The sequence below is a fragment of the Bacillus pumilus genome, from assembly GCF_003431975.1.
GTDB lineage: Bacteria > Bacillota > Bacilli > Bacillales > Bacillaceae > Bacillus > Bacillus pumilus_N.
On the sequence record NZ_CP027116.1, the window covers coordinates 726,073 to 745,938 of the forward strand.

Here is a 19,866-nt window from a genome sequence, read left to right on the forward strand (position 1 = left end):
AAAAACCGCACTTTTCACAAGTGCGGTTCCTTTTTATGCTTCTACTTTATTGAAAAACTGTGGCAAATATTCCTTGTGTGCTTCTAGCATTTCATCTAGGATGCTTTTTGCAATGGCATCTGATGGGACAAGCGGGTTGATCGTCATTGCGACAAGTGCTGTGTTGTAATCGCCTGTCACGGCTGCTTCAGCGGCTACACGTTCAAAGGATTTAATTTGAGAAATAAGTCCTTTGACAGCGACTGGCATCTCGCCAACAGCGATTGGTTTAGGGCCGTCTTTTGTGATGACGCAGTTCAGTTCAACAGCAGAATCATTTGGAATGTCACTGATGGCACCATTGTTGATGGTGTTCACAGGCTGAATATCATGCTTGTCGTTATAAATCGATGCAATCAAGTTACAAGCGGCATCACTGTAGTAGGCACCGCCTCGTTTTTCAAGCTGTGGCGGCTTGATATCAAGATCAGGGTCTTTGTAAAGCTCAAACAGGTCATTTTCTAGGGCACGAACGACTTCTGCACGAGTTCCTTCATTCTCTGCTGCTTTCTTTTCTTCAGCCAGCATATCACTTGTTTTGTAGTAGTAGCGGTGATATGGACAAGGAATCACGCCAAGCCCTTTTAAGAAATCAGCATTCCATGGAATGGCTTGAATGTTGTTCATTGACATCGTGGAGTTTGGATCTGCCATGTCTTCGATGACTTGATCCATGATGCTTTTGCCGTCTAAGAACACATTGAGTCCGAAGACCATATGGTTTAATCCAGCAAAGCTGACCTCGACTCTGCTTGCATCGACATCAAGGCCTTTGGCGATTCCCATACGAATGCCGATAGGCACGTTACATAAACCAACGACTTTGCGATGGTTTGAATAGCGAAGAACGGCTTCTGTGACCATACCAGCTGGATTTGTGAAATTCACAAGCCATGCGTCTGGGCACAGTTCTTCAATATCTTTGACAATATCAAGAATGACTGGAATGGTGCGAAGTCCTTTGAACAGACCTCCTGGACCATTCGTTTCTTGACCAATGACATCATATTTTAAAGGAATGCGTTCATCCTTCATACGTGCTTCAAGAAGTCCGACACGGAATTGTGTTGTAACGAAATCAGCGTCCACAAGCGCTTTCCGGCGATCTAAAGTTAAATGAACCTCGATTGGAAGCCCTGCTTTTTTCACCATGCGTTTTGCAAGATTTCCGACGATCTCAAGCTTTTCTTTACCTGCTTCGATATCGACGAGCCAAAGTTCGCTTATTGGAAATTCCTCGTACCGTTTAATGAATCCTTCGACAAGTTCTGGTGTATAGCTTGATCCTCCGCCGATTGTGACAACCTTTAATCCTTTTGCCATGTTCTGCACCTCCGAATAATGTAACGCGCAATGTTATAATAGAGAAAAGCTAATTCTTTTGTTTGTACATCTATAGCTTATCGTGAGAGCATCTCGTGCGTAAATGACTTCAGCGTCTTTAGGCAAGGGTGCCCTATTTAGAGAATTGTTACATAAAAGAAACACATTGTGACATGCTGTTGGAGAAAGGGGAAGTCAGATGTTTTCAAGTGAGGTCATTTCCAGCTTTAATGAACTAGAAAGCGCTTTATACCGATACATCATGGAAAACAGTGAAAAGGTCGTCTATATGAGAATTCGGGACTTGGCAGATGCCGCTCATATTTCCACCTCGTCTGTCCTTCGCTTTTGCCGAAAAGTAAATTGTGAAGGCTTTTCAGAGTTTAAAGTGAAACTCAAAATGTATTTAGAATCAGAGCAGACACCTACTCTAAAAAGCACCCAGCACTTTTTGTATGAATTTATTGAACGTACACTAAAAGGGGACTTTGAAGGGAAGATTAAAGAGGCGGCAAGGCTCATTGCTGATGCAAAAAATGTGCTGTTTATCGGCACTGGCAGCTCTGGTATTTTGGCACAGTATGGGGCAAGGTATTTTTCAAGTCTTGAGAAATTTTCCTTTTACATCAATGATCCGTTTTTCCCGATGAATATGCAGTATTTAGACAATAGTGTCACCATTGTGCTGTCTGTATCAGGGGAGAACCGAATTACGATTGATCATATTTCGAAGTTAAAAAGAGAAGGAAGCAAAATCATTAGTATTACAAACAATCAGCACTGTACGGTTTCGCGCATTTCTGATTTAAATATTGCGTATTACGTGACAGACGAACGGGTACACAGAGCCAATATCACGACACAGGCACCCGTTGTGTATATACTAGAAGCAATGGCGCGTGTCATGTTCGCGATGTTAAAAGAAAAGTAAAAGAGCCGCTGGAGGAGTCAGCTGCTCTATTTTTTTTTGCCTTATAAAAGCGAGGATGGCAATACCAGAGCAGACGAACACAAACAAACCGCCTAACAAATACACAAGTCTTGCGCCGAATGTATCCGCAATTATTCCAACAAAGAAAATAGATAAACTGACAGACATAGAAGAGAGAACGTATTGAGCCGAATACACCTTTGATAACTCGTATTCCAGTAAACGAATAGCCGGCGATTTGAACAGATTGATAAAAAACGGAGGCTGTACTGTTCGCTTTCACAAGCTGATTTGCTGGCACAAGCATCGGCATGATGGCCTGTAATAAAGGGCTGATGAACCCGCCTGTGATGGAAATCAAAACGAACGCACTAAACAGCCAGATCAGGTGCTGCTGAAAGAAATGAAATTGTGTCGTGAACACGACGAGCATCCCAATCCGTAAAAGAGGGACCCATTTCAATAGAAGATCGGCGTGAAAGTGAGCGGTCAAAACAGGAGAGATGAGCCCAGCCAATAGCTGACATAGTGTTCTTATGAGCGGAAATACAGCAGCATAGGCAACAGATTGTGTATCTTGATAAATAACTAACGTAATCGTCATCAAAAATAGAATATCACTTAGCATGAGAAGGCTTTTACTGCCTGTATAAAACCAAAACTTGTTTCCCATATCCAATCGACTCCTTCTTTTCAAAAACAAGTTCAGTATACCATGGTGATGAAGTACCCAGAGGATTTCCATTCAAAAATACATCTTAAGTATGAGAGGATTGTGATAAGCTAAATGAAACACATCGTAAGGAAAGGGGTTCAAATCAATGAAAGTACTGCCAGCACATGAATTCTTGAATCAGCACAGCATCCCATATGAGATCAAAACATTTTCTTCCGAAACAGAGAAGGGAGCCGCAAATGTAGCAGCAGCCCTTGGTTTTCGCGAGAGACAAATGATTAAGACATTGATTTTTGAAACAGGGGAAGGGGAGCAGCTGCTTGTGATGGTTGGCGCAGACCAGCATATTAAGTCAGGGAAACTAAAGAAAGCGGCTGGCTCTCGTAATATTAAAATGGCATCACCAGAGAAGGTTCTGGAAGTGACAGGCTACCGAATTGGCTCAATACCGCCGTTTTGCTGGCAGCCAGAAGGCTTCCGCACCATCATCGAAGCTTCGCTATTAGAGGAAGAAGTATTAGGTGTTGGAGCAGGTGAATGGGGAAATGAAATACTGATCACACCAGAACAATTAGTGAAAGCCTCAAAGGCTGTACCGTATGACATCGTGCAGCCAGCAGAATAGAAAAAAGTGCCTGTTTCTCATGCAGGCACTTTTTTAATTTGCAGCCGGCTCCTTAAATGGACCGATATCTTTCATTTGCAGGAAGGCATCCACGGTTCTATTTTCTTCAAGGTCATTCGCCCGTTTGCAGATCACAACAGGTCTGACGATTTCTATGCCTTCGATATATACACGCCCAATCTCTTTCCGCTTGAGACTGCCTTGAACCGCATCACGGGGAACAAGTGTGATCCCATAGCCAGCTTTAATCATTTGAATCGCTTCATGAACACCGCTGAATTGTAAATCAACAGTCGGTTTTTTAATTCCTTTCGAGGTGAACAGGGAAAAGAGCTTATCTCTAGTGGAGCTGCCTTCTTCACGCATTAAAAAGGGCTCCTGACTCAGGTGCTCTAGCGGAACGGTTTTTCCGTTCAACAGATGGTCTGCTGGCACAATAAAATCATAGCTTAAATTCGTCAAATGAGAGGTAACGATCTCCTCATGATGCAAATCTTCAATTACAGCGATGGCGACATCTGATTCATATTGAAGCAGGCTCTCTATCACTTGAGCGGAATTTCCGCTTTTTAATTCGATTTCTGTCTGTGGTGATGACGTTTTAAAAGCAGCCAGCCAATCAGGCAGTAAAAAGTTGAGTGGTACATAGGTAGAACCGATGCGGAGGCGCCCCTTCTTCCCGTTTTGTAATAGCGTGATCTGATATTCTACTTCCTTTTCAGCCTCAAACACTTGCCGGGCATAAGGATACAGCATCTTTCCCATTTCTGTGAGCGCAATGCCCCGACCGTTTCGTTTAAAAAGGCGAAAACCGATGTCTCGTTCAATGCTTCTAAGTTGAGCCGTTACAGCAGGCTGTGTCAAAGATAGTGCATCTGCAGTTTGTGTGACGCTTTTTGTCTCTGCGACCTTTGCAAAAATCCGAAGGGCGTGTAAATTCAACTTTGCACCACCTATCAATTATTTTGATGGTTTAATCAAAAACATTCATTAGATTTATTATAAGGCATCCCTTATCGTAAAGGTAGTGAAGGGGGAAGAAAAAATGGATCGTCGTCAAAAGCAAGTTGTGTCAATATCTCTCATCACAGCATTTGCACTCATTGGGGATTCCATGCTGTATATTGTTCTTCCGGTCTATTGGAAAGAGATCGGTCTATCATCCATTTGGGAGGTCGGATTACTGCTGTCTATCAACCGGTTCATTCGCATCCCGCTAGCGCCTGTCGTTTGGTGGCTTTATCGTTATATCCCAATGAAGACCGGGGTATTAATGGCTATTTTGATCGCGTCAGTGACCACGATATTATATGGGGTGAGTGGTTTTTGGATGCTGCTGATCTGCCGCTGCGCATGGGGGCTCGCTTGGACATTACTCCGAATGAGCGGGATGAGGGTTTTGGCTGAAATGGACGAAGGCTCACAAGGGCATTTGACAGGTCTATATAATGGGCTTTACCGGCTTGGTAGTTTATTTGGCATGTTATTTGGCGGGATTTTTGCAAGCTTGATTGGCTTCCAGTCTATGACACTCGTCTTTGGTTTACTCACATTGATGGGCGGCATTTTTTATGTATCTTTAGAAGAAATTGAAAAGAGCGAAGGCGGTCAGGTGTATATGGGCATCAAACAGAAATGGTTTTCACGAGATGTCGTAAAAATACTGATGACAGGCATGCTGATCGCTCTTATCATACAAGGTTTATTCGCATCAACGCTGAGTCATGTCATTGAAGCAAAGATCGATCAGAATGCATTTGTTCTTTTTGGTTTTGTCATCGGAGCTTCGGCTTTAAGCGGGGTCATTCAAGCAATCAGGTGGGGCTGGGAACCATTTGTCGCCCCGAGAACAGGTAAATGGTTTGATCGGCTTGTGAAGAAGGAACAAATGCTTTGCTGGATGTTTCTTTCATTTGGAGGTCTCAGTTTTCTTGGGAGCGTGCTGAAAGTAAGCGGCTGGTTCCTTGTGTTGCTCCTTCTGATTCAGCTGCTGTCAACGGTCGTAACAACGTTTACCGATACACTGGCCTTTCGAAAAGCTTCTGCTCAAACAGATAAGAACCGATTTCTCGCCAGCTATTCTTTTGTTCAAGATATGGGCGCTGCTTTAGGACCTTTGTGCGGATATACGATGATTCAGTTTTTCGGAACAAACAGCGTCTTTTGGTTGATGCTCATCATAAGCTTAATGCTTGTCAGCATGTGGGCTAGAGGTAGGCAGCTGCATGTTAGTGCACAAAATCAAGCAAGATAAAAAACTGCCTCATGCAGCTGTTTGCAGGAGGCAGTCAAGTTCTCTTATTCTATCTCTGAATCGTAGGCTTTTTGCGTCAGCTGGCTGACAACCTCTTTTAATCCATTTGGTTTATGAAATTCAACAGGTGTGCTTCCTTTTTCGAAGACGATTTGATCTGCTTCAATGAGCACGACATATCGATTGTTGACCTTCGCAATATGGATCGAGTGGCCAAAGTCCGCTAGAAGTCCTTTGATTTCTGTTTCACCTAGCCGCATTTTCATTGTGATATCAGGGGTTTGTTCCACAATGTGAGAAGCTGCTAGTGTGACCTGTTCTGTATCGAGCGTTTCTCTAATTTCTCGCTTTTCACTTGCTTCCCATATTTCAAGGTCCTCTTCAAATTGCTTTAATTCTTCACTTTCATCCTGTAATGTTTCAAAAACCTGCTCCTGCACCATATTCATGACCTGTGATTTCATGATTTCAGGCATCGATTCACCGTATTCGACGAATTTCAGAAAGTCCTCGAAATAGCGCGCGTGTGAGGATTGGTGAATTTTCACTTCAGCTTCCTCTGTCATGCCTTCTTCTGGCATAAAAGGGTATTGAATCGATTTCATGTTTTTGGTTGTAATGGCCATTTCGACTTTTTTGATCAAGGTAGAAGTATCAGCGATAGAAGCGACTTTCTGTTCAAAATCGCATTTCATAATAAAGACAAAGGAGTCATCAAAATATTTTTTAGGAACGGCAGACGCAACTAAAAAAACGCCGCCTCTGACAGCACTTGTATCTAAATACGTGCGAACAAACTGTTCACTGCATTCATTAAATACTTCTTTTGTATCTGCATATCTCGTCTGATGAAATAAATTGTAGTTTGGATTTGAATCGAGCTCATGACCGGGTTCGACAATAAATCGGCCAATTTTGGTCGGTACTTGTTCAGATTTAGGGTGTCTGTCCACTTTTCGTTTGACGATTTTTTTTAGTTCACCATCTAAAAAGTCCTTCAGCTCACTTTGTTCAAATTCCTCTTGATCTAATGTTTGGTAATGCTTGAACCGTTTATTTGCTTGTTCATCCTTGCCTTCGATTTCTACGACAAAGAATGATAGAAAACGTATCGTAAAATCCATTGATTGGTCACCACTTTTTCTTCTTCGGATATGTTGAGTATAGAAAAAGGAGTGAAAATCGTCAACGAATGGAGAAAGATCGTGTCATTATTTCCCGAGAAATGTTTAGTGAAAAACACTTGATAATAATTATCATTATTGATAGAATGATAAAAGAAAAGAAGGAACCTGCCAGTTCCTTCATCTCAGAAAAACGACTTATTTTGTTTCAAATGTTTCGCAATCAGTGTCAGCATTGCGAGTCACGTCAGTCATTGTGTTTTTACCAATTTTAATGGTAGAAGCTGTACAGCTGTTATCAGCCCAAAAACGGCATGAGTTCACTTCACAAAGTACGTTTTGTGCCATGGGAATTCACCTCCGTGATTTGTATTGAGAATGAAGCAAGCTGCCACTTGGATTCATTCCATCTAGTAGTCTCTTAATAATAAGAGGCTGTTTGTGCTGTTGATGCACATGTTTATCATACCATCTACCCTGATAATATACAATTTAAACTTTGAAAGAGCGAGAATACAAATCTCGCTCTTTTTTTATTTATAAAAATAGTTAAATGCTAGGTGGCACCCTCTCTCATTTCGACATATGAATAGAGTAGATTCAAAACCTGATGTTGGACAAAGTATGAGGGTACATGTACTGATTTTCCGCATAAGGATAAGGTTTTCAATCAAAAATTTTCATAGAGAGATGAGGGGAGAAGATGAAAGCAGTCATTCTCTGCGGAGGAAAGGGAACGAGAATGAGTGAGGTCACACAAGCGCTTCCTAAACCACTTGCTATGATCGGAGATCGGCCTATTCTTTGGCATATTATGAAAATCTATCAGTATTACGGAGTAGATGAGTTTATCTTGTTGCTTGGATATAAAGGAGAGAAGATTAAAGAATATTTCCTGAACTACGACTGGCGGCATCACAGCATGAAGCTGGATATGGCGACAGGGGAAATGAAGCTTTTAGGAAAGTCAGAGAACTGGAAAATCACCTTTTTAGATACGGGCGAGAATACGATGACAGGTGGACGGTTAAAGCTGGCACAGGATTACATTGGAGATGAGACATTCATGATGACGTATGGTGATGGACTGGCCAATGTCAATATGTTTCATTTGCTGAAACGCCATCAGGATCTTGGCGCTGCAGCGACTGTCACAGGAATTGAAAAGAAGTCACAGTATGGGACGTTGAAGGTATATAACGGGATGGCACAATCCTTCTCTGAGAAGACAGACAGTATCGGGATGATCAATGGAGGATTTTTTGTGTTGTCTCCAAAGGTATTTGACTATTTGACAGACGATGATCAATGTGTGTTTGAAGAAGAACCGCTTCAAAATCTGGCGAATGATGGAGAGCTTGCGGTTTATGAGCATCACGGATTTTGGACAGCGATCGATACGTATAAGAACTTGAAGGAAATCAATGGCATGTGGACAAATGGAAAACAACCATGGAAGGTTTGGTGACGGCATGAGCGGATTTTGGAATGGGAAAAACGTATTTGTGACTGGATGTACAGGACTATTGGGAAGCTATCTCGTCAAGGAATTGATTGATCAAGGTGCAAACGTGACGGGACTTGTGCGTGATCAGGTGCCAAGGTCGAATTTATATCAAGGCAGTCAATTTGAAAAGATGAATGTGGTGCAAGGTGCATTGGAGGATATGCAAACGATTGAACGTGCGTTAGGAGAATACGAAATTGATACTGTCTTCCATTTGGCAGCGCAGGCCATTGTTGGGGTTGCAAATAGACACCCTGTTTCTACATTTGAAGCCAATATTTTAGGGACATGGAATGTGCTGGAGGCGTGCAGAAGACAGCCACTCATCAAACGAGTGATCGTGGCATCAAGTGACAAAGCATACGGTGATCAGGAGCAGCTTCCATACGATGAAGACATGCCGCTAAATGGGAAGCATCCGTATGATGTATCGAAGAGCTGTGCAGATTTAATTTCACATACGTACTACAACACGTATGGTCTCCCAGTTTGTATTACGCGCTGCGGCAATTTATATGGAGGCGGGGATTTAAATTTCAATAGAATCATTCCGCAAACCATTCAGCTTGTGTTAGAAGGAGAGGCACCGGAAATTAGAAGTGATGGGACATTTATTCGTGATTATTTCTACATTGAAGATGCGGTTAAGGCTTATTTGCTGCTAGCTGAGAAGATGGAGGAAAAAGGGCTCGCCGGAGAAGCCTTTAACTTTAGTAATGAAATTCAGCTGACGGTGCTAGAGCTTGTGGATAAGATTTTAAAGGCGATGGGCAGTGAATTGAAGCCGCGTATTTTGAACCAAGGAACGCACGAGATTAAGCATCAATATTTGTCGGCAGAAAAGGCGAGAAAACTGCTTGATTGGAAACCTGACTACTCCATTGATGAAGGGTTAGAGAAGACGATTGAATGGTACCGCGAATTCTTTCAAAAATAGAGGTGTAAGTAGATGAACAGCATATATTGTACGGTTCTATCAAGTGGAAGACTTTATCAAGCCATCGCGTTTTTCTTATCATTGAAGCAAGTAGAAGATGATGTTGTCATCAAGACGTTATGTATGGATGATGCTGCATTTGATCTGCTTCATCAAATGAATTTTCCTCATGTCGATCTTGTTCATGTACGAGAGCTCGAAACGCCGGAGCTGCTAGAGAAAAAAGAGGAACGGGATGCCTCAGAATATTGCTGGACCTTAAAGCCAATTTGGATTGAGTGGTTATTTGAACAGGAGCAGGCAGAGGAAGTGACGTATCTTGATGCGGATTTGTTCTTTTATGAGAGTCCGCAAGTTGTTTTTCAAAACCAGCCTGATGCCTCTGTGCTTCTATCAAGAGGAGATATTGTGATTCCGAGCTTTGATTCTGAGGAAGTGAAGATGCTTCAGAAGCTTTTAGGTCGCTATAACTCAGGTTTTCTGCATTTTAAAGGAGATGAAGCTGGCCGGAAATGCCTGAGCTGGTGGAAAAAAGAATGTCTGAAGGAATGCAAAAATGCGCCGGGTGAAGGGAAGTTTGGCGACCAAGGATATCTGGATCATATGCCAAAGCTGTTTGAAAAAGTGGAAGATATTCAAACAAAAGGCGTGAATATTGGTCATTGGAATTATGGGCAGCATTCTTATCGGGAAGAAAATGGACGGATTTTGCTGGAGGATGGGCATCCGCTCATTTGCTATCATTTCAGCGGTTTTCGCATCGTGAGTAAGGATGAGATGCAACAAATCCATGAAAAAGGGAGAAATGATCTGCCGTTTTTCCAAGAAGCCTATCGGGACGTGCTGCGCCATATGATTGAATCTGTCGAGCAGGTCGATCCGTTGTTTAACGGCTATGCCAAATTGGAGGGGGATGACGCATGAACGAAAAGCCAAAGGTAAGCGTCATTATTCCGAGCTATAATGCCAAAGAGCGTTTAGAAGGGAGCCTTTTTTCCTTAACGCTACAGGATACGGATATTCCATTTGAGGTGATTGTCGCTGATAACGGGTCCACGGATGGCACGATGGAAATGCTGGAGAACATTGAGGTGAACTTCCCTTTTAAAAAGGTGCGTATTCCTGTCAATCAAGGGATTGCCAAGGGTCGTAATCATGCCATTCGCGAGGCGGAAGGAGACCTGTTGATTTTCCATGACAGTGATATGCTAGCAGAGCCGAAATTTATTCAAAAGCATGCAGAGGCACATGCAGATCAAGAGGACCTTGTCATTTGCGGTGTATGCTGGAAGCGGATTTATCGTTATTTTTACGAAGCATTTGATCAGGATCATATGAAGCGGCTAAAAAAGCAAGGGTTGTATAAGCGGAAAATGAAAGATAAAACGCCTCTATTGTCCATGCAAGAAGTGGAGAATGGTGCATTTCTAGAGAAAAGCTTTGATTTGCAGTCTGAATTTATTGATATTCTCAAAGACATTTTGCACACGTACAACTATGATTTAAGTTCTTATGAGCTGCCGTGGCGATTTTTTATTACCAATAACTCTTCTGTCAAACGCAAGCATGTTATGGCACTTGGGATGTTTGATGAAAATATCGTTCGGTACGGATTTGAGGATTATGATTTAGGAATTCGTCTGCATCAGCTTGGTCTCGCCTTTGAATTGCGAGAGGATATCATGAGTGTGCACCAGGAGCATCCAAGTAATTTAACATCGTTTGATGACATCAAATATAACATTTTGTATATGTGCGAGAAGTACAACAATATTGATGCCATTGATGTCCATTTGGCGTTCTCTGGTCCATTTTCTCATACCGTCACAAATGACCTGATGAAGGAGATCCGCCAGCTGCGTGAAAATCCAGCATTTGATGGTCTGCTCTCTTATTTTTTAGAGCTGCTACATTTGATCACAGAGCGGAATGTAGGCATCAAACGTGATCATAAAGATCAGCTGACAGCAGGGCATGTTCCTTTGAAAAAACTGTCAGAGGCGGCGCAGCTTGCACGGGAGGAATATGGCTGTAAGGTGCTTGTGGAAGCCATTCAAGGGCTGACGATAGAGCTATTACGTGTTGATTTGTTCCAAGTGGATGTGTTGTAGATGGCGTCCTATCATTTTACAACCATTGTGTCGAATACCCATGTTTTTAAGCTTTTGGCGCTCATTCATTCGCTTGAACAAACCGCCCATTCATTCAAGTTGTCAGTTTTATGTGCAGACCCTTTGGCTTATAAGGTGCTAAGTGAATTCCCTCATCCGCACGTTCAATATGAACAGGTTGAAGACATTGAAGATGACACGCTGCGAAAGGCAAAAGATGATCGGACGTTCCATGAGTATTGCTGGACGTTAAAGCCTGTTTTTCTGCTCAAAACCCTTGAATCCTCAGATGCGGATTATCTTGCACATTTGGATACGGATTTGTATTTTTATCATGATCCAGAAGCGATTTTTGCAGAGAAGCCACTTGCTCATTTATTTTTGACGGATCATATGAATTCCGAGCGGTTCTATCAATATTATGAGTTGTCTGGCCGCTATAATACTGGATTTGTCGGCTGCCGAAACACAGACGTTGCCAAACAGGCCGTCACGCAATGGAAGGAAAACTGTCTTGCACACTGTACAGTCGAAATGGATACAGAAAAAAAGACATACGGAGATCAGCGATATGTTGAAAGATGGATCGATGATTTTGAAGGGGTCCATGTGGTGAAGTCTAAAGGAGCCAATGCCGCGATTTGGAATATTGAAAACTACTCGTTTTCAGTTGTGAAAGGGGACCTGTATCTCGACGAATGTCCACTGTTGTTCTATCATTTCTCTGCCTTTACGATCATTGATGAGAATACCTTTAACCTTAATTGGTATTACTATATGACAGAACAAAAGCTTGTGGATCATTTATATATTCCGTATGCTGATTTGGTTCATCAAAAAATCAAACAGGTGCAAAAGGTCTTTCCTGAATTTCAGCAAGGGTTTATTGCAAAGAAGCATGTTCCTGATACGCATTTTTATGAAAGATGAGAAAAACCGCTCAATCATTGAGCGGTTTTCTCCTTTTTATGATTCATTCCATTTGGAGATGGTTTGATCACTAGGTAGTAAGAAGGCTAGGATGCCTAATATCGGTAAAAAGGCGACGCCGATCATGGTAGGCGTCAAACCGAAGGTATCAATGAATGAGCCGAGGGCGACCGATCCGATTGCACCCATACCAAATGCAAGTCCAACAGTTAAACCAGACATCGTGCCAATTTTCCCGGGAAATAGTTCTTGAGCATAAACGACTGTGACGGAGAAGCTTGATGTCAGAATGATCCCAACCAGTCCAAGTAAAACATAAGCAAAAACAGGTCCGGCAAATGGCAGCAGCAGGGCAAGTGGAAAGGATGCCAATAAGGAAATTAAAATCACGGTTTTCTTGCCAAAGCGGTCTGCAAGCGGTCCGCCTATAAATGTTCCAATCGCACCTAGAATGAGAAATAAGAAAATATAAGTCTGTGATTCTTTAATCGTTAAACCGTATCGTTCAATGGCATAAAACGCATAGAAATTTGAGATCGCATTTCCGTACCAAGATCGGGCAAAAATAAGAAACACGATGATGCCGAGTGCCGCGAGTGCTGACTTACGGTGAATGTCAGATCGTGCAGCTTTTGCATGCCCTTTTTTCGCTTGAGCTCGAATGGTTTGAAGCTTTCCAGCGTACCATCTTGAAATATAAAGAAGGAAACCGACAGCAATCATTCCTACTATCGTGAACCAAGCCACGCCTGGTTGACCGAGCGGGACGAGCATGAATGCAGCGATCAGCGGAGCAAAGGCTTGACCAGTATTTCCGCCGACTTGATAGATGGACTGTGCAAGTCCTCGTCTTGGACCAGCCGCCATGTTGGCAACACGGGAGCCTTCTGGATGGAAAATGGCTGAGCCGAGTCCAATAAAGACAACGCAAAGCAAAATGGTCGCAAAGGAAGACGCAAACGCAAGCCCGAATATACCGACAGCACTTGAAAATAAAGCAATCGGAAGTGCATAAGGCATTGGCCGTTTATCTGTGTACCATCCGATAGCGGGCTGCATCACGGAGGAGACCATATTTAATGTAAAGGCAATCAGCCCTAATTGTGTAAAGGTCAGCCCCATTGAGCGTTCTAAAATAGGGAACATCGCGGGAATAACGGCTTGCAATGTGTCGTTCAGCATATGACAAATACCAATAATCAATAAAATTGGATAAACCGTTGCTCCAGTGACAGATTTTTGTGGTTTATCCTTTGTACGAGCAGCAATAGCCAATGAGACTTCCTCCTTTCATTCAACTGTTTTCGATTAATGCATTCTTCTCATTTTATTCATAAGGTGAACTATAAAACAATAGCAAATTGTCATGATTTAGAAAAAAGAGACACAAGCGTTTGTGTCTCTAAATGGTTACTTATAAAAAGTTGAGATGACAGGCTTCATTTTTTGGATGACGAGTCCACTTCCGCCGCGGTTTTTCACACCTTCAATCATCCCGACAAGGACGTAATCTTCTTTTTTAGGGTTAAATGCAAGTAAAAATCCATTTTCAGAACCGTCTGTTGCTCCCTGTTTGCTCTTCAGCTCTGCTGTTCCCGTTTTAGCGGCAATATCAGCTCCTTCAATTTGTAAGGAGTGAGCTGTACCGTTTGGACTGGTCACGACCTGTGTCAGTGCGTCTTTCACTGTGTCTGCTGAGTCTTTTTTGATGATTTGTTTTGGTGATGCTGTTTTTTCATCTTGGACGACTCGTGGATAGACGAGTTTGCCTCCTGTTGCAAATGGAGAATAGGCATGTACTTGTTCAATCGGTGACATGAGTAATTCACCTTGACCATACGCAGAGTCAGCAAGTAAGATGTCTGATTGAATGCCATCATTCGATACTTGTGCTGGTTTCATTGTAAATGGCATGTGCAAATCTTCGCCAAATCCAAATGTTTTTACTTTTTTCTCGTACGTGTCTTTGCCGATTTCCAGCGCTTCTTGCCCAAAGTAAATATTATCTGAGTACACGAGAGCATCGACCATATTGACATTTTCTTTATCGTGCACCCTTGTAATTCGATAATTGCCCCAAGATTGATCCTTTTGCCATTTCAGCCCATGAATGGTGCGTACTTTATTAGGTTTTGTAACACCTGTTTCCAGCCCAATGGCTGCTGTAATGGTTTTGAATGTAGACCCTGGTGCATATCGGCTCGCATACCGGGCTTGGAATGGAAGGTCTGGGTTTTCACTGTATGCTTGATATTGCTTAGGCGTGATCCCATTTGTCATGAGATTGACATCATAGGAAGGGGTACTGACAAGTGCTAATAAATCCCCCGATGATGGATTCATGATCGTAACGGCCCCTTTTTCGCCTTTCAGCTGATTATAGGCTTTTTTCTGTAAAGAAGCGTCAATGGTCAGCTTCACTGTTTTCCCATCTTGTCGATCTGATTTCTGCAATGTTTCTTCAATGCCTGTTTCATCATGGACGATTAAAATACTTCCGCCATCTTGTCCACGCAGGTTTTTGTCAAACGTGAATTCAAGCCCGGTTTTGCCAATGATTTGATCGGCCTTTAATGCCGGATTTCTTTTGATATCATCTGCATTTGCCTTTCCGACATAGCCGGTGAGATGGGCGGCAGCTTCGTTATAAGGATAATAGCGCATTTCCTTCGATTGATAGGTGACACCTTTTACGTCCTTTGGAATCGTTTTTTGCTCTAACATTGATTTGAGCGGGACAAACGTGTCGTCTGTGACCCATGCTTGTTTCAGCTGATTGTTAATCAGTTCTTCCTCAATATCAAAAGCCTTGCTGATTTTTTTGATATTGCGTTTTTTTTCTTCCCCTGTTCCGAGCTTTCCTGGGATGATCCCAAGTGCGCTTCCACCAGTTGTTTCTGCTAGTGTACGTCCTTTTCGGTCGACAATGTTTCCGCGGACAGCAGGGTCTGATTTGACCTTGATCGTATCTCCCTTCTCCATTTGCGGGAAGATGAGATTAGGCTTCCAGTCCACTTTCCACTGGTCGTTTTCTTCAGAAAGAACGCCCTTATATGACAGCTGATGCAGCTTGCCAAGAGACGTTTTCATCGTGACATCATAGGTGAATTGATACCCATTTCCTTTTTCCTGTTTTTCGACGCTGAGCTTTGATATGTTGAGATCATAAGCACCAATTCCGTTAAAGATATTGTCATATTTTTCGGCTAATTGTTTTTTTGAGAAGTCATTTACTTTCAAAGACGAGCTCGTTACCTCATCGGCCAGCTTCGTAAAGTCTTTCTTCTCCAATTGTTTCGTAAAGGATTGAGCCGCTTTTAGAGCCTCTTTTTCTTTTGAGAAAAGAGTATCTTTTAAGAAAAAGAGAGCAGCTGCTATCACAATGATGCTAAGAAGAGGAATCATGAATTTTTTTTGTTTCCAAAATGATTTTCTTTGATCCGTATACAATGAAAACACCTCAATTTTTGATTAGATCTACTATATTTTACAGTCATTGCACATGGTTTGTATAGTTTCTCCTATGAATATAGACCAAGGTATCATGTCATGTTTTGGAAACAGCGGTAAAAGGACAGCCAGTTTTCATGAAAGATATCTTCATTTTTTCTTATGATTTAAAGGATTTTTTAAGAGATCATCGAATGTGGAAAATTAGAAAAAAATGAAAAGCGCTTTCAATAGGGGGGATTTTTATCGTTTATAAAAAGGTGAATTTGATTGGACTTGTTCTTGGACCGACATTCTTCTTGCTCGTTCTTTTTCTCATACCTGAAGATGAATTGACTTATGCTGCTCGGGTAGTCTTGGGCATTACGACTTGGACGGCAACATGGTGGGTGACAGAAGCACTGCCTATACCTGCAACATCTTTACTGCCCATCATCCTACTGCCGACACTTGGCGGGCTTTCTATGGAACAGGCTTCAAGGTCTTATGGTGATCCGATCGTCTTTATGTACATGGGGGGATTTATGATCGCCATTGCCATTGAAAAGTGGAACTTACATAGAAGAATGGCCTTGCACATTTTGAGGGTGATTGGCACAAGAAGTGACCGCATTGTATTAGGTGTCATGATCGCGACTGCTTTTTTATCTATGTGGATTTCGAATGCAGCGACAGCCCTGATGATGCTGCCAGTGGCACTTGCAGTGATTAAAGAGGTCAAGGCTAATGATATCTTAGCTGGTCCATCTCTTGAGCGATTCAGTAAAAGCATTTTATTGTCGGTTGCGTATTCAGCGTCAATTGGAGGTTTGGCAACGCTTGTCGGGTCTGTGCCAAATGCGGTGTTTGCGGCGATGTCAAAAAAGCTATTGGATCGGGAAATTATGTTTTTCGAATGGTTTTTGTTTGGGTTTCCTGTTGCGATCATTCTGCTTATCCTCTTATTTCTGTATTTGACGAAGGTGCAGTTCAAGGTGGAGCACACAGGTGAAATGAGTGTAGCGTTCATCCGAAAGGGGTTAGAGGATTTAGGAAAAATGAAACAAGAGGAAAAATGGGTGTTTGTTGTTTTTCTTATGACGGCATTTTTGTGGATTTTTAAGCTCTTTTTGTTTGGAGGGGTCACCGTATCTGATACGTCTATCGCCATTTTCGGTGCTATGCTTTTATTTCTCATTCCAGCAACAAATGGAGAGAGAATATTAGAATGGCATGATATGAAACAGCTGCCGTGGGGGCTTTTGCTTTTGTTTGGAGGCGGGCTTTCGCTCGCTACAGGCTTTGCAGAAACCAACCTAACAGGATGGATCGGGGAAAATCTACAGCATTTAAATGGGCTTTCGTATATCGTGCTGTTGATCATTTTAACGGGAGCGATCCTGTTTATGACTGAAATTATGTCGAATACAGCTGTCGCCAATATGATCATTCCGATTACGGTAGGACTTGGACTTGCGATTGGAATCGAGCCTTATGGGTTAATGGCTGCAGCCGCTTTGGCTTCTTCATGTGCGTTTATGCTACCGATCTCCACACCGCCAAACGCCGCTGTTTTTAGCGCGGATGTGCTGAAAATATCCGATATGGTCAAGGTGGGCTTTTGGTTAAATATCATCAGTATTGTGGCAATTGTTCTTGCGGTATATTTCTGGTTGCCGGTTGTGCTTAGAAGCTGAGCGGGTTAAGAAGATGGTTTTGATCGAATCGCAAAAGGATGAAGAAAAAGCGACTGCTATTATCATAGATGACGAATATTGATACTCACTGCGTCGATTTGATCACGATCATCGATCGTTTCGATCGGCAGGATCGTGATCACGCCATCGGCATTCTGTTCCCCAAAACCATTGTTTCTTTTGATCGTACTGCAATGACGATGAACAAACGTCGAGCCAAGCGTCATGGATGATCCTGAAGACCTCCTGTTAACATACTTGATAGGTGCTTGAATATATCTATAAAAAGGAGGTTTATCTGTGGTTCAACCAACTCCGTATATCAATATTAATATTTTCATGTTAAAAATTAATTCCTTTGAAAATGCGTCGGCGGTGAATGTCGGACAAAATTTGTTAGCAGAGTGGTAAAACTCAGATAAAAGAAATCAAGGGTACGGACAAAATTTTGGGGATGCCATCGGTTTTGTCGGGAAAAAATTTCATATAGATGATCGAGATCAAATGGACTCACCTGCCTCTTTTTCGCCAGCAGCTAAACCCATTCAAAGGAAGTGACGTGTCATGTTATTCTCACCCTCAGTCATCAATGTCGGTGCTTTTAAAATCAATACAATGGATCAGGGTGCATCACTGACGCTAGGTCCATATCAGCAGGTCGATTATTTTCTCTCAATGAAATTGAACCAAGGATTTGGAGAGGACAATGGAGATTGTTCACCGCTTGTCATTCCGATCTCAAGCGTGTTAGATCCAGATATGGTGGACTCAAATTCAGTCAAAAACAGCGTAGTTTAAGCAAAAAAAGAGACCGGGAATCCCCGTGTCTCTTTTCTAATGTGTTTCATTCAGATGGCTTTTTCGTCTTGCATAGGTGAAATAGACAACGACACCAATGGCCACCCAGATCAGGAAGGCTCTCCATGTTTCCCATGAAAGGGTAGTTGCGAGTGTGATACAAATAACCGCACTGATAATCGGAAGAACAGGCACGAATGGCACTTTAAACGCTGCTTTGACATTCGGGTGTTTTTTCCGTAAAACGATGACGGCGATTGAAATGACTGTGAAGGCTGCAAGCGTACCGATGCTCACTAAATTCGCGAGCGTCGATAAGTTCACAAAGCCTACGATACATGCTGCGACAGCACCTGTCAGCCAAGTGTTGGCAACCGGTGTTTGTGATTTTGGATTGACATTAGAGAAAACCTTTGGCATAAGACCATCGCGGCTCATGGCAAAGGTTAGGCGAACCTGAGCATAAACAAGTGCAATTAAAACCGTCGTAATTCCGATAATAGCACCTGCGGATATGATACCCGCCACACTATTAAGACCAACAACTTGAAGAGCAAATGCGACAGGGTCACTGACATTCAGCTTCGTATAGTGAACCATGCCAGTTAACACAAAGGACACACCGATGTATAAAATGGTACAAACACCGAGCGCTCCGATAATACCAATCGGCATCGCCTTTTGTGGATTTTTGACCTCTTCAGATGCATTGGCAATCGCATCAAATCCAAGATAAGCAAAAAAGACTGTTGCCGCACCTGCGATCACGCCATGAAAGCCCATCGGCATAAAAGGTGTCCAGTTTTCAGGTTTGACGTAAGCAAAGCCTGAGATGATAAAGAGAAGGACGATGGCAATTTTGATCAGCACAATGATGTTATTCAGCTTCGTGCTTTCTTTGACGCCCCTTGAGACGATAAAGGTGATGAGCAAAATAATGAGTGCGCCTGGAAGGTTAAAGACGGCCCCATCAGCGGCTCCGGGTGCAGCTGATAAAGCCTTCGGTATGTGTAGACCGAATCCACTGAGCAGTGATTGAAAATAGGACGACCATCCACTTGCTACAGCAGAGAGTGCAATCACATATTCAAGCATGAGATCCCAGCCCATTAAGAAGGCGAGGAATTCACCAAGTGTTGCGTAGGAATACGTATAGACGCTGCCTGACACAGGAATGGACGAGGAGAATTCAGCGTAGCAAAAAGCAGCAAGGGCGCATGCGATCGCAGCCAAAATAAAAGATATAATAATCGCAGGTCCCGCATCTTTCGCAGCAGCAACCCCCGTAATCACAAAGATTCCAGTCCCGACCACACAGCCAATGCCAAGCAAGATTAAATCAAACGTATTTAACGAACGGCTGAGCCGCTTCGTTTGACTTTCAAGCATGAGCTGGTCGAGAGATTTTTTTCGAAATAAAGAACTCATGTTGACCTCCTAAAGGATAAATCTTTTCGTAAGACGAGTGTTAGTATATGCGTAAAT

19 protein-coding genes and 1 pseudogene are annotated in these 19,866 nt (G+C 42.6%); 11 read left to right on the forward strand and 9 right to left on the reverse strand.

What is annotated here, in order from left to right; translation table 11 throughout:
* Positions 1-33: 33 nt before the first annotated feature.
* Positions 34-1,362, reverse strand: coding sequence for a 6-phospho-beta-glucosidase (locus tag C5695_RS03465; RefSeq protein WP_117729201.1), 1,329 nt, complete (start codon positions 1,360-1,362; stop codon positions 34-36).
* Between the two features lie 199 nt (positions 1,363-1,561).
* On the opposite strand from C5695_RS03465, the gene C5695_RS03470 reads away from it, so the two are divergent.
* A complete protein-coding gene (locus C5695_RS03470) occupies positions 1,562-2,293 on the forward strand; it encodes a MurR/RpiR family transcriptional regulator (RefSeq protein ID WP_117729203.1) in 732 nt (243 codons plus the stop codon).
* On the opposite strand, the gene C5695_RS03475 is transcribed toward C5695_RS03470, so the two are convergent.
* Complete coding sequence (locus C5695_RS03475; protein WP_233230800.1) at positions 2,265-2,966, reverse strand: MFS transporter; 702 nt, start codon at positions 2,964-2,966, stop codon at positions 2,265-2,267. The genes C5695_RS03470 and C5695_RS03475 overlap by 29 nt on opposite strands.
* A 148-nt stretch (positions 2,967-3,114) precedes the next feature.
* Between C5695_RS03475 and C5695_RS03480 the strand changes: the two genes are divergently transcribed.
* Entirely contained in the window at positions 3,115-3,594 is a 480-nt protein-coding gene (locus C5695_RS03480; RefSeq protein WP_034664582.1) for an aminoacyl-tRNA deacylase, read from the forward strand.
* 33 nt (positions 3,595-3,627) lie between these two features.
* Here the strand turns inward: C5695_RS03480 and C5695_RS03485 are convergent, their stop codons facing one another.
* Positions 3,628-4,536: a LysR family transcriptional regulator gene (locus C5695_RS03485; protein ID WP_117729205.1), complete on the reverse strand. Its 909-nt coding sequence runs from the start codon at positions 4,534-4,536 to the stop codon at positions 3,628-3,630.
* A gap of 103 nt (positions 4,537-4,639) precedes the next feature.
* On the opposite strand from C5695_RS03485, the gene C5695_RS03490 reads away from it, so the two are divergent.
* Positions 4,640-5,848, forward strand: coding sequence for an MFS transporter (locus C5695_RS03490; RefSeq protein ID WP_117729207.1), 1,209 nt, complete (start codon positions 4,640-4,642; stop codon positions 5,846-5,848).
* A 44-nt stretch (positions 5,849-5,892) separates the two neighbouring features.
* Here C5695_RS03490 and C5695_RS03495 read toward each other — a convergent pair whose 3' ends face one another.
* A complete protein-coding gene (locus tag C5695_RS03495) occupies positions 5,893-6,972 on the reverse strand; it encodes a DUF3900 domain-containing protein (RefSeq protein WP_117729209.1) in 1,080 nt (359 codons plus the stop codon).
* 198 nt (positions 6,973-7,170) lie between these two features.
* On the reverse strand, positions 7,171-7,320 hold the full coding sequence (locus C5695_RS03500) for a DUF1540 domain-containing protein (RefSeq protein WP_117729212.1): 150 nt from the start codon (positions 7,318-7,320) through the stop codon (positions 7,171-7,173).
* A 355-nt stretch (positions 7,321-7,675) separates the two neighbouring features.
* Here C5695_RS03500 and rfbF point away from each other — a divergent pair, with 355 nt between their 5' ends.
* Genes rfbF through C5695_RS03525 form a run of 5 tightly spaced genes read left to right on the forward strand, consistent with a single transcriptional unit; the run spans position 7,676 to position 12,457 of the window.
* The gene (gene rfbF / locus C5695_RS03505) at positions 7,676-8,440 is read left to right on the forward strand and encodes a glucose-1-phosphate cytidylyltransferase (protein ID WP_117729214.1); all 765 of its coding nucleotides are present in this window, start codon (positions 7,676-7,678) and stop codon (positions 8,438-8,440) included.
* 4 nt (positions 8,441-8,444) lie between these two features.
* On the forward strand, positions 8,445-9,416 hold the full coding sequence (locus C5695_RS03510) for a GDP-mannose 4,6-dehydratase (protein ID WP_041816148.1): 972 nt from the start codon (positions 8,445-8,447) through the stop codon (positions 9,414-9,416).
* Positions 9,417-9,428: 12 nt separating this feature from the next.
* Complete coding sequence (locus C5695_RS03515; RefSeq protein WP_117729216.1) at positions 9,429-10,340, forward strand: putative nucleotide-diphospho-sugar transferase; 912 nt, start codon at positions 9,429-9,431, stop codon at positions 10,338-10,340.
* Complete coding sequence (locus C5695_RS03520; RefSeq protein ID WP_117729218.1) at positions 10,337-11,527, forward strand: glycosyltransferase family 2 protein; 1,191 nt, start codon at positions 10,337-10,339, stop codon at positions 11,525-11,527. Before C5695_RS03515 ends, C5695_RS03520 begins: the two co-directional genes overlap by 4 nt.
* Positions 11,528-12,457: a putative nucleotide-diphospho-sugar transferase gene (locus C5695_RS03525; protein ID WP_117729220.1), complete on the forward strand. Its 930-nt coding sequence runs from the start codon at positions 11,528-11,530 to the stop codon at positions 12,455-12,457. It begins immediately after the preceding gene.
* Positions 12,458-12,493: 36 nt separating this feature from the next.
* On the opposite strand, the gene C5695_RS03530 is transcribed toward C5695_RS03525, so the two are convergent.
* Positions 12,494-13,732 (reverse strand): MFS transporter, encoded by a 1,239-nt coding sequence (locus C5695_RS03530; RefSeq protein ID WP_117729222.1) that lies wholly within the window; start codon positions 13,730-13,732, stop codon positions 12,494-12,496.
* A 135-nt stretch (positions 13,733-13,867) separates the two neighbouring features.
* Positions 13,868-15,907 carry a penicillin-binding protein PBP4(5) gene (locus C5695_RS03535; protein ID WP_117729225.1) on the reverse strand — a complete coding sequence of 680 codons (2,040 nt, stop codon included), beginning with the start codon at positions 15,905-15,907 and terminating at the stop codon, positions 13,868-13,870.
* 260 nt (positions 15,908-16,167) lie between these two features.
* On the opposite strand from C5695_RS03535, the gene C5695_RS03540 reads away from it, so the two are divergent.
* Entirely contained in the window at positions 16,168-17,583 is a 1,416-nt protein-coding gene (locus tag C5695_RS03540; protein ID WP_117729227.1) for an SLC13 family permease, read from the forward strand.
* 62 nt (positions 17,584-17,645) lie between these two features.
* On the opposite strand, the gene C5695_RS03545 is transcribed toward C5695_RS03540, so the two are convergent.
* The gene (locus C5695_RS03545) at positions 17,646-17,810 is read right to left on the reverse strand and encodes a hypothetical protein (RefSeq protein ID WP_233230801.1); all 165 of its coding nucleotides are present in this window, start codon (positions 17,808-17,810) and stop codon (positions 17,646-17,648) included.
* A gap of 73 nt (positions 17,811-17,883) precedes the next feature.
* Between C5695_RS03545 and C5695_RS03555 the strand changes: the two are divergent.
* Both C5695_RS03555 and C5695_RS03560 read left to right on the forward strand, forming a co-directional pair.
* A pseudogene (locus tag C5695_RS03555) lies at positions 17,884-18,141 on the forward strand (hypothetical protein).
* A gap of 6 nt (positions 18,142-18,147) precedes the next feature.
* A complete protein-coding gene (locus tag C5695_RS03560) occupies positions 18,148-18,381 on the forward strand; it encodes a hypothetical protein (RefSeq protein WP_117729232.1) in 234 nt (77 codons plus the stop codon).
* A gap of 36 nt (positions 18,382-18,417) precedes the next feature.
* Here the strand turns inward: C5695_RS03560 and C5695_RS03565 are convergent, their stop codons facing one another.
* Positions 18,418-19,809: a branched-chain amino acid transporter BcaP gene (locus C5695_RS03565; protein WP_117729234.1), complete on the reverse strand. Its 1,392-nt coding sequence runs from the start codon at positions 19,807-19,809 to the stop codon at positions 18,418-18,420.
* Between the last annotated feature and the right edge of the window lie 57 nt (positions 19,810-19,866).

Coding starts and splice junctions, on each gene's coding strand:
- C5695_RS03465 (WP_117729201.1), bottom strand. CDS start 1,362: ATGGCAAAAGGATTAAAGGTTGTCACAATCGGCGGAGGATCAAGCTAT.
- C5695_RS03470 (WP_117729203.1), top strand. CDS start 1,562: ATGTTTTCAAGTGAGGTCATTTCCAGCTTTAATGAACTAGAAAGCGCT.
- C5695_RS03475 (WP_233230800.1), bottom strand. CDS start 2,966: ATGGGAAACAAGTTTTGGTTTTATACAGGCAGTAAAAGCCTTCTCATG.
- C5695_RS03480 (WP_034664582.1), top strand. CDS start 3,115: ATGAAAGTACTGCCAGCACATGAATTCTTGAATCAGCACAGCATCCCA.
- C5695_RS03490 (WP_117729207.1), top strand. CDS start 4,640: ATGGATCGTCGTCAAAAGCAAGTTGTGTCAATATCTCTCATCACAGCA.
- C5695_RS03495 (WP_117729209.1), bottom strand. CDS start 6,972: ATGGATTTTACGATACGTTTTCTATCATTCTTTGTCGTAGAAATCGAA.
- C5695_RS03500 (WP_117729212.1), bottom strand. CDS start 7,320: ATGGCACAAAACGTACTTTGTGAAGTGAACTCATGCCGTTTTTGGGCT.
- rfbF (WP_117729214.1), top strand. CDS start 7,676: ATGAAAGCAGTCATTCTCTGCGGAGGAAAGGGAACGAGAATGAGTGAG.
- C5695_RS03510 (WP_041816148.1), top strand. CDS start 8,445: ATGAGCGGATTTTGGAATGGGAAAAACGTATTTGTGACTGGATGTACA.
- C5695_RS03515 (WP_117729216.1), top strand. CDS start 9,429: ATGAACAGCATATATTGTACGGTTCTATCAAGTGGAAGACTTTATCAA.
- C5695_RS03520 (WP_117729218.1), top strand. CDS start 10,337: ATGAACGAAAAGCCAAAGGTAAGCGTCATTATTCCGAGCTATAATGCC.
- C5695_RS03525 (WP_117729220.1), top strand. CDS start 11,528: ATGGCGTCCTATCATTTTACAACCATTGTGTCGAATACCCATGTTTTT.
- C5695_RS03545 (WP_233230801.1), bottom strand. CDS start 17,810: ATGACGCTTGGCTCGACGTTTGTTCATCGTCATTGCAGTACGATCAAA.
- C5695_RS03560 (WP_117729232.1), top strand. CDS start 18,148: ATGTTATTCTCACCCTCAGTCATCAATGTCGGTGCTTTTAAAATCAAT.
- C5695_RS03565 (WP_117729234.1), bottom strand. CDS start 19,809: ATGAGTTCTTTATTTCGAAAAAAATCTCTCGACCAGCTCATGCTTGAA.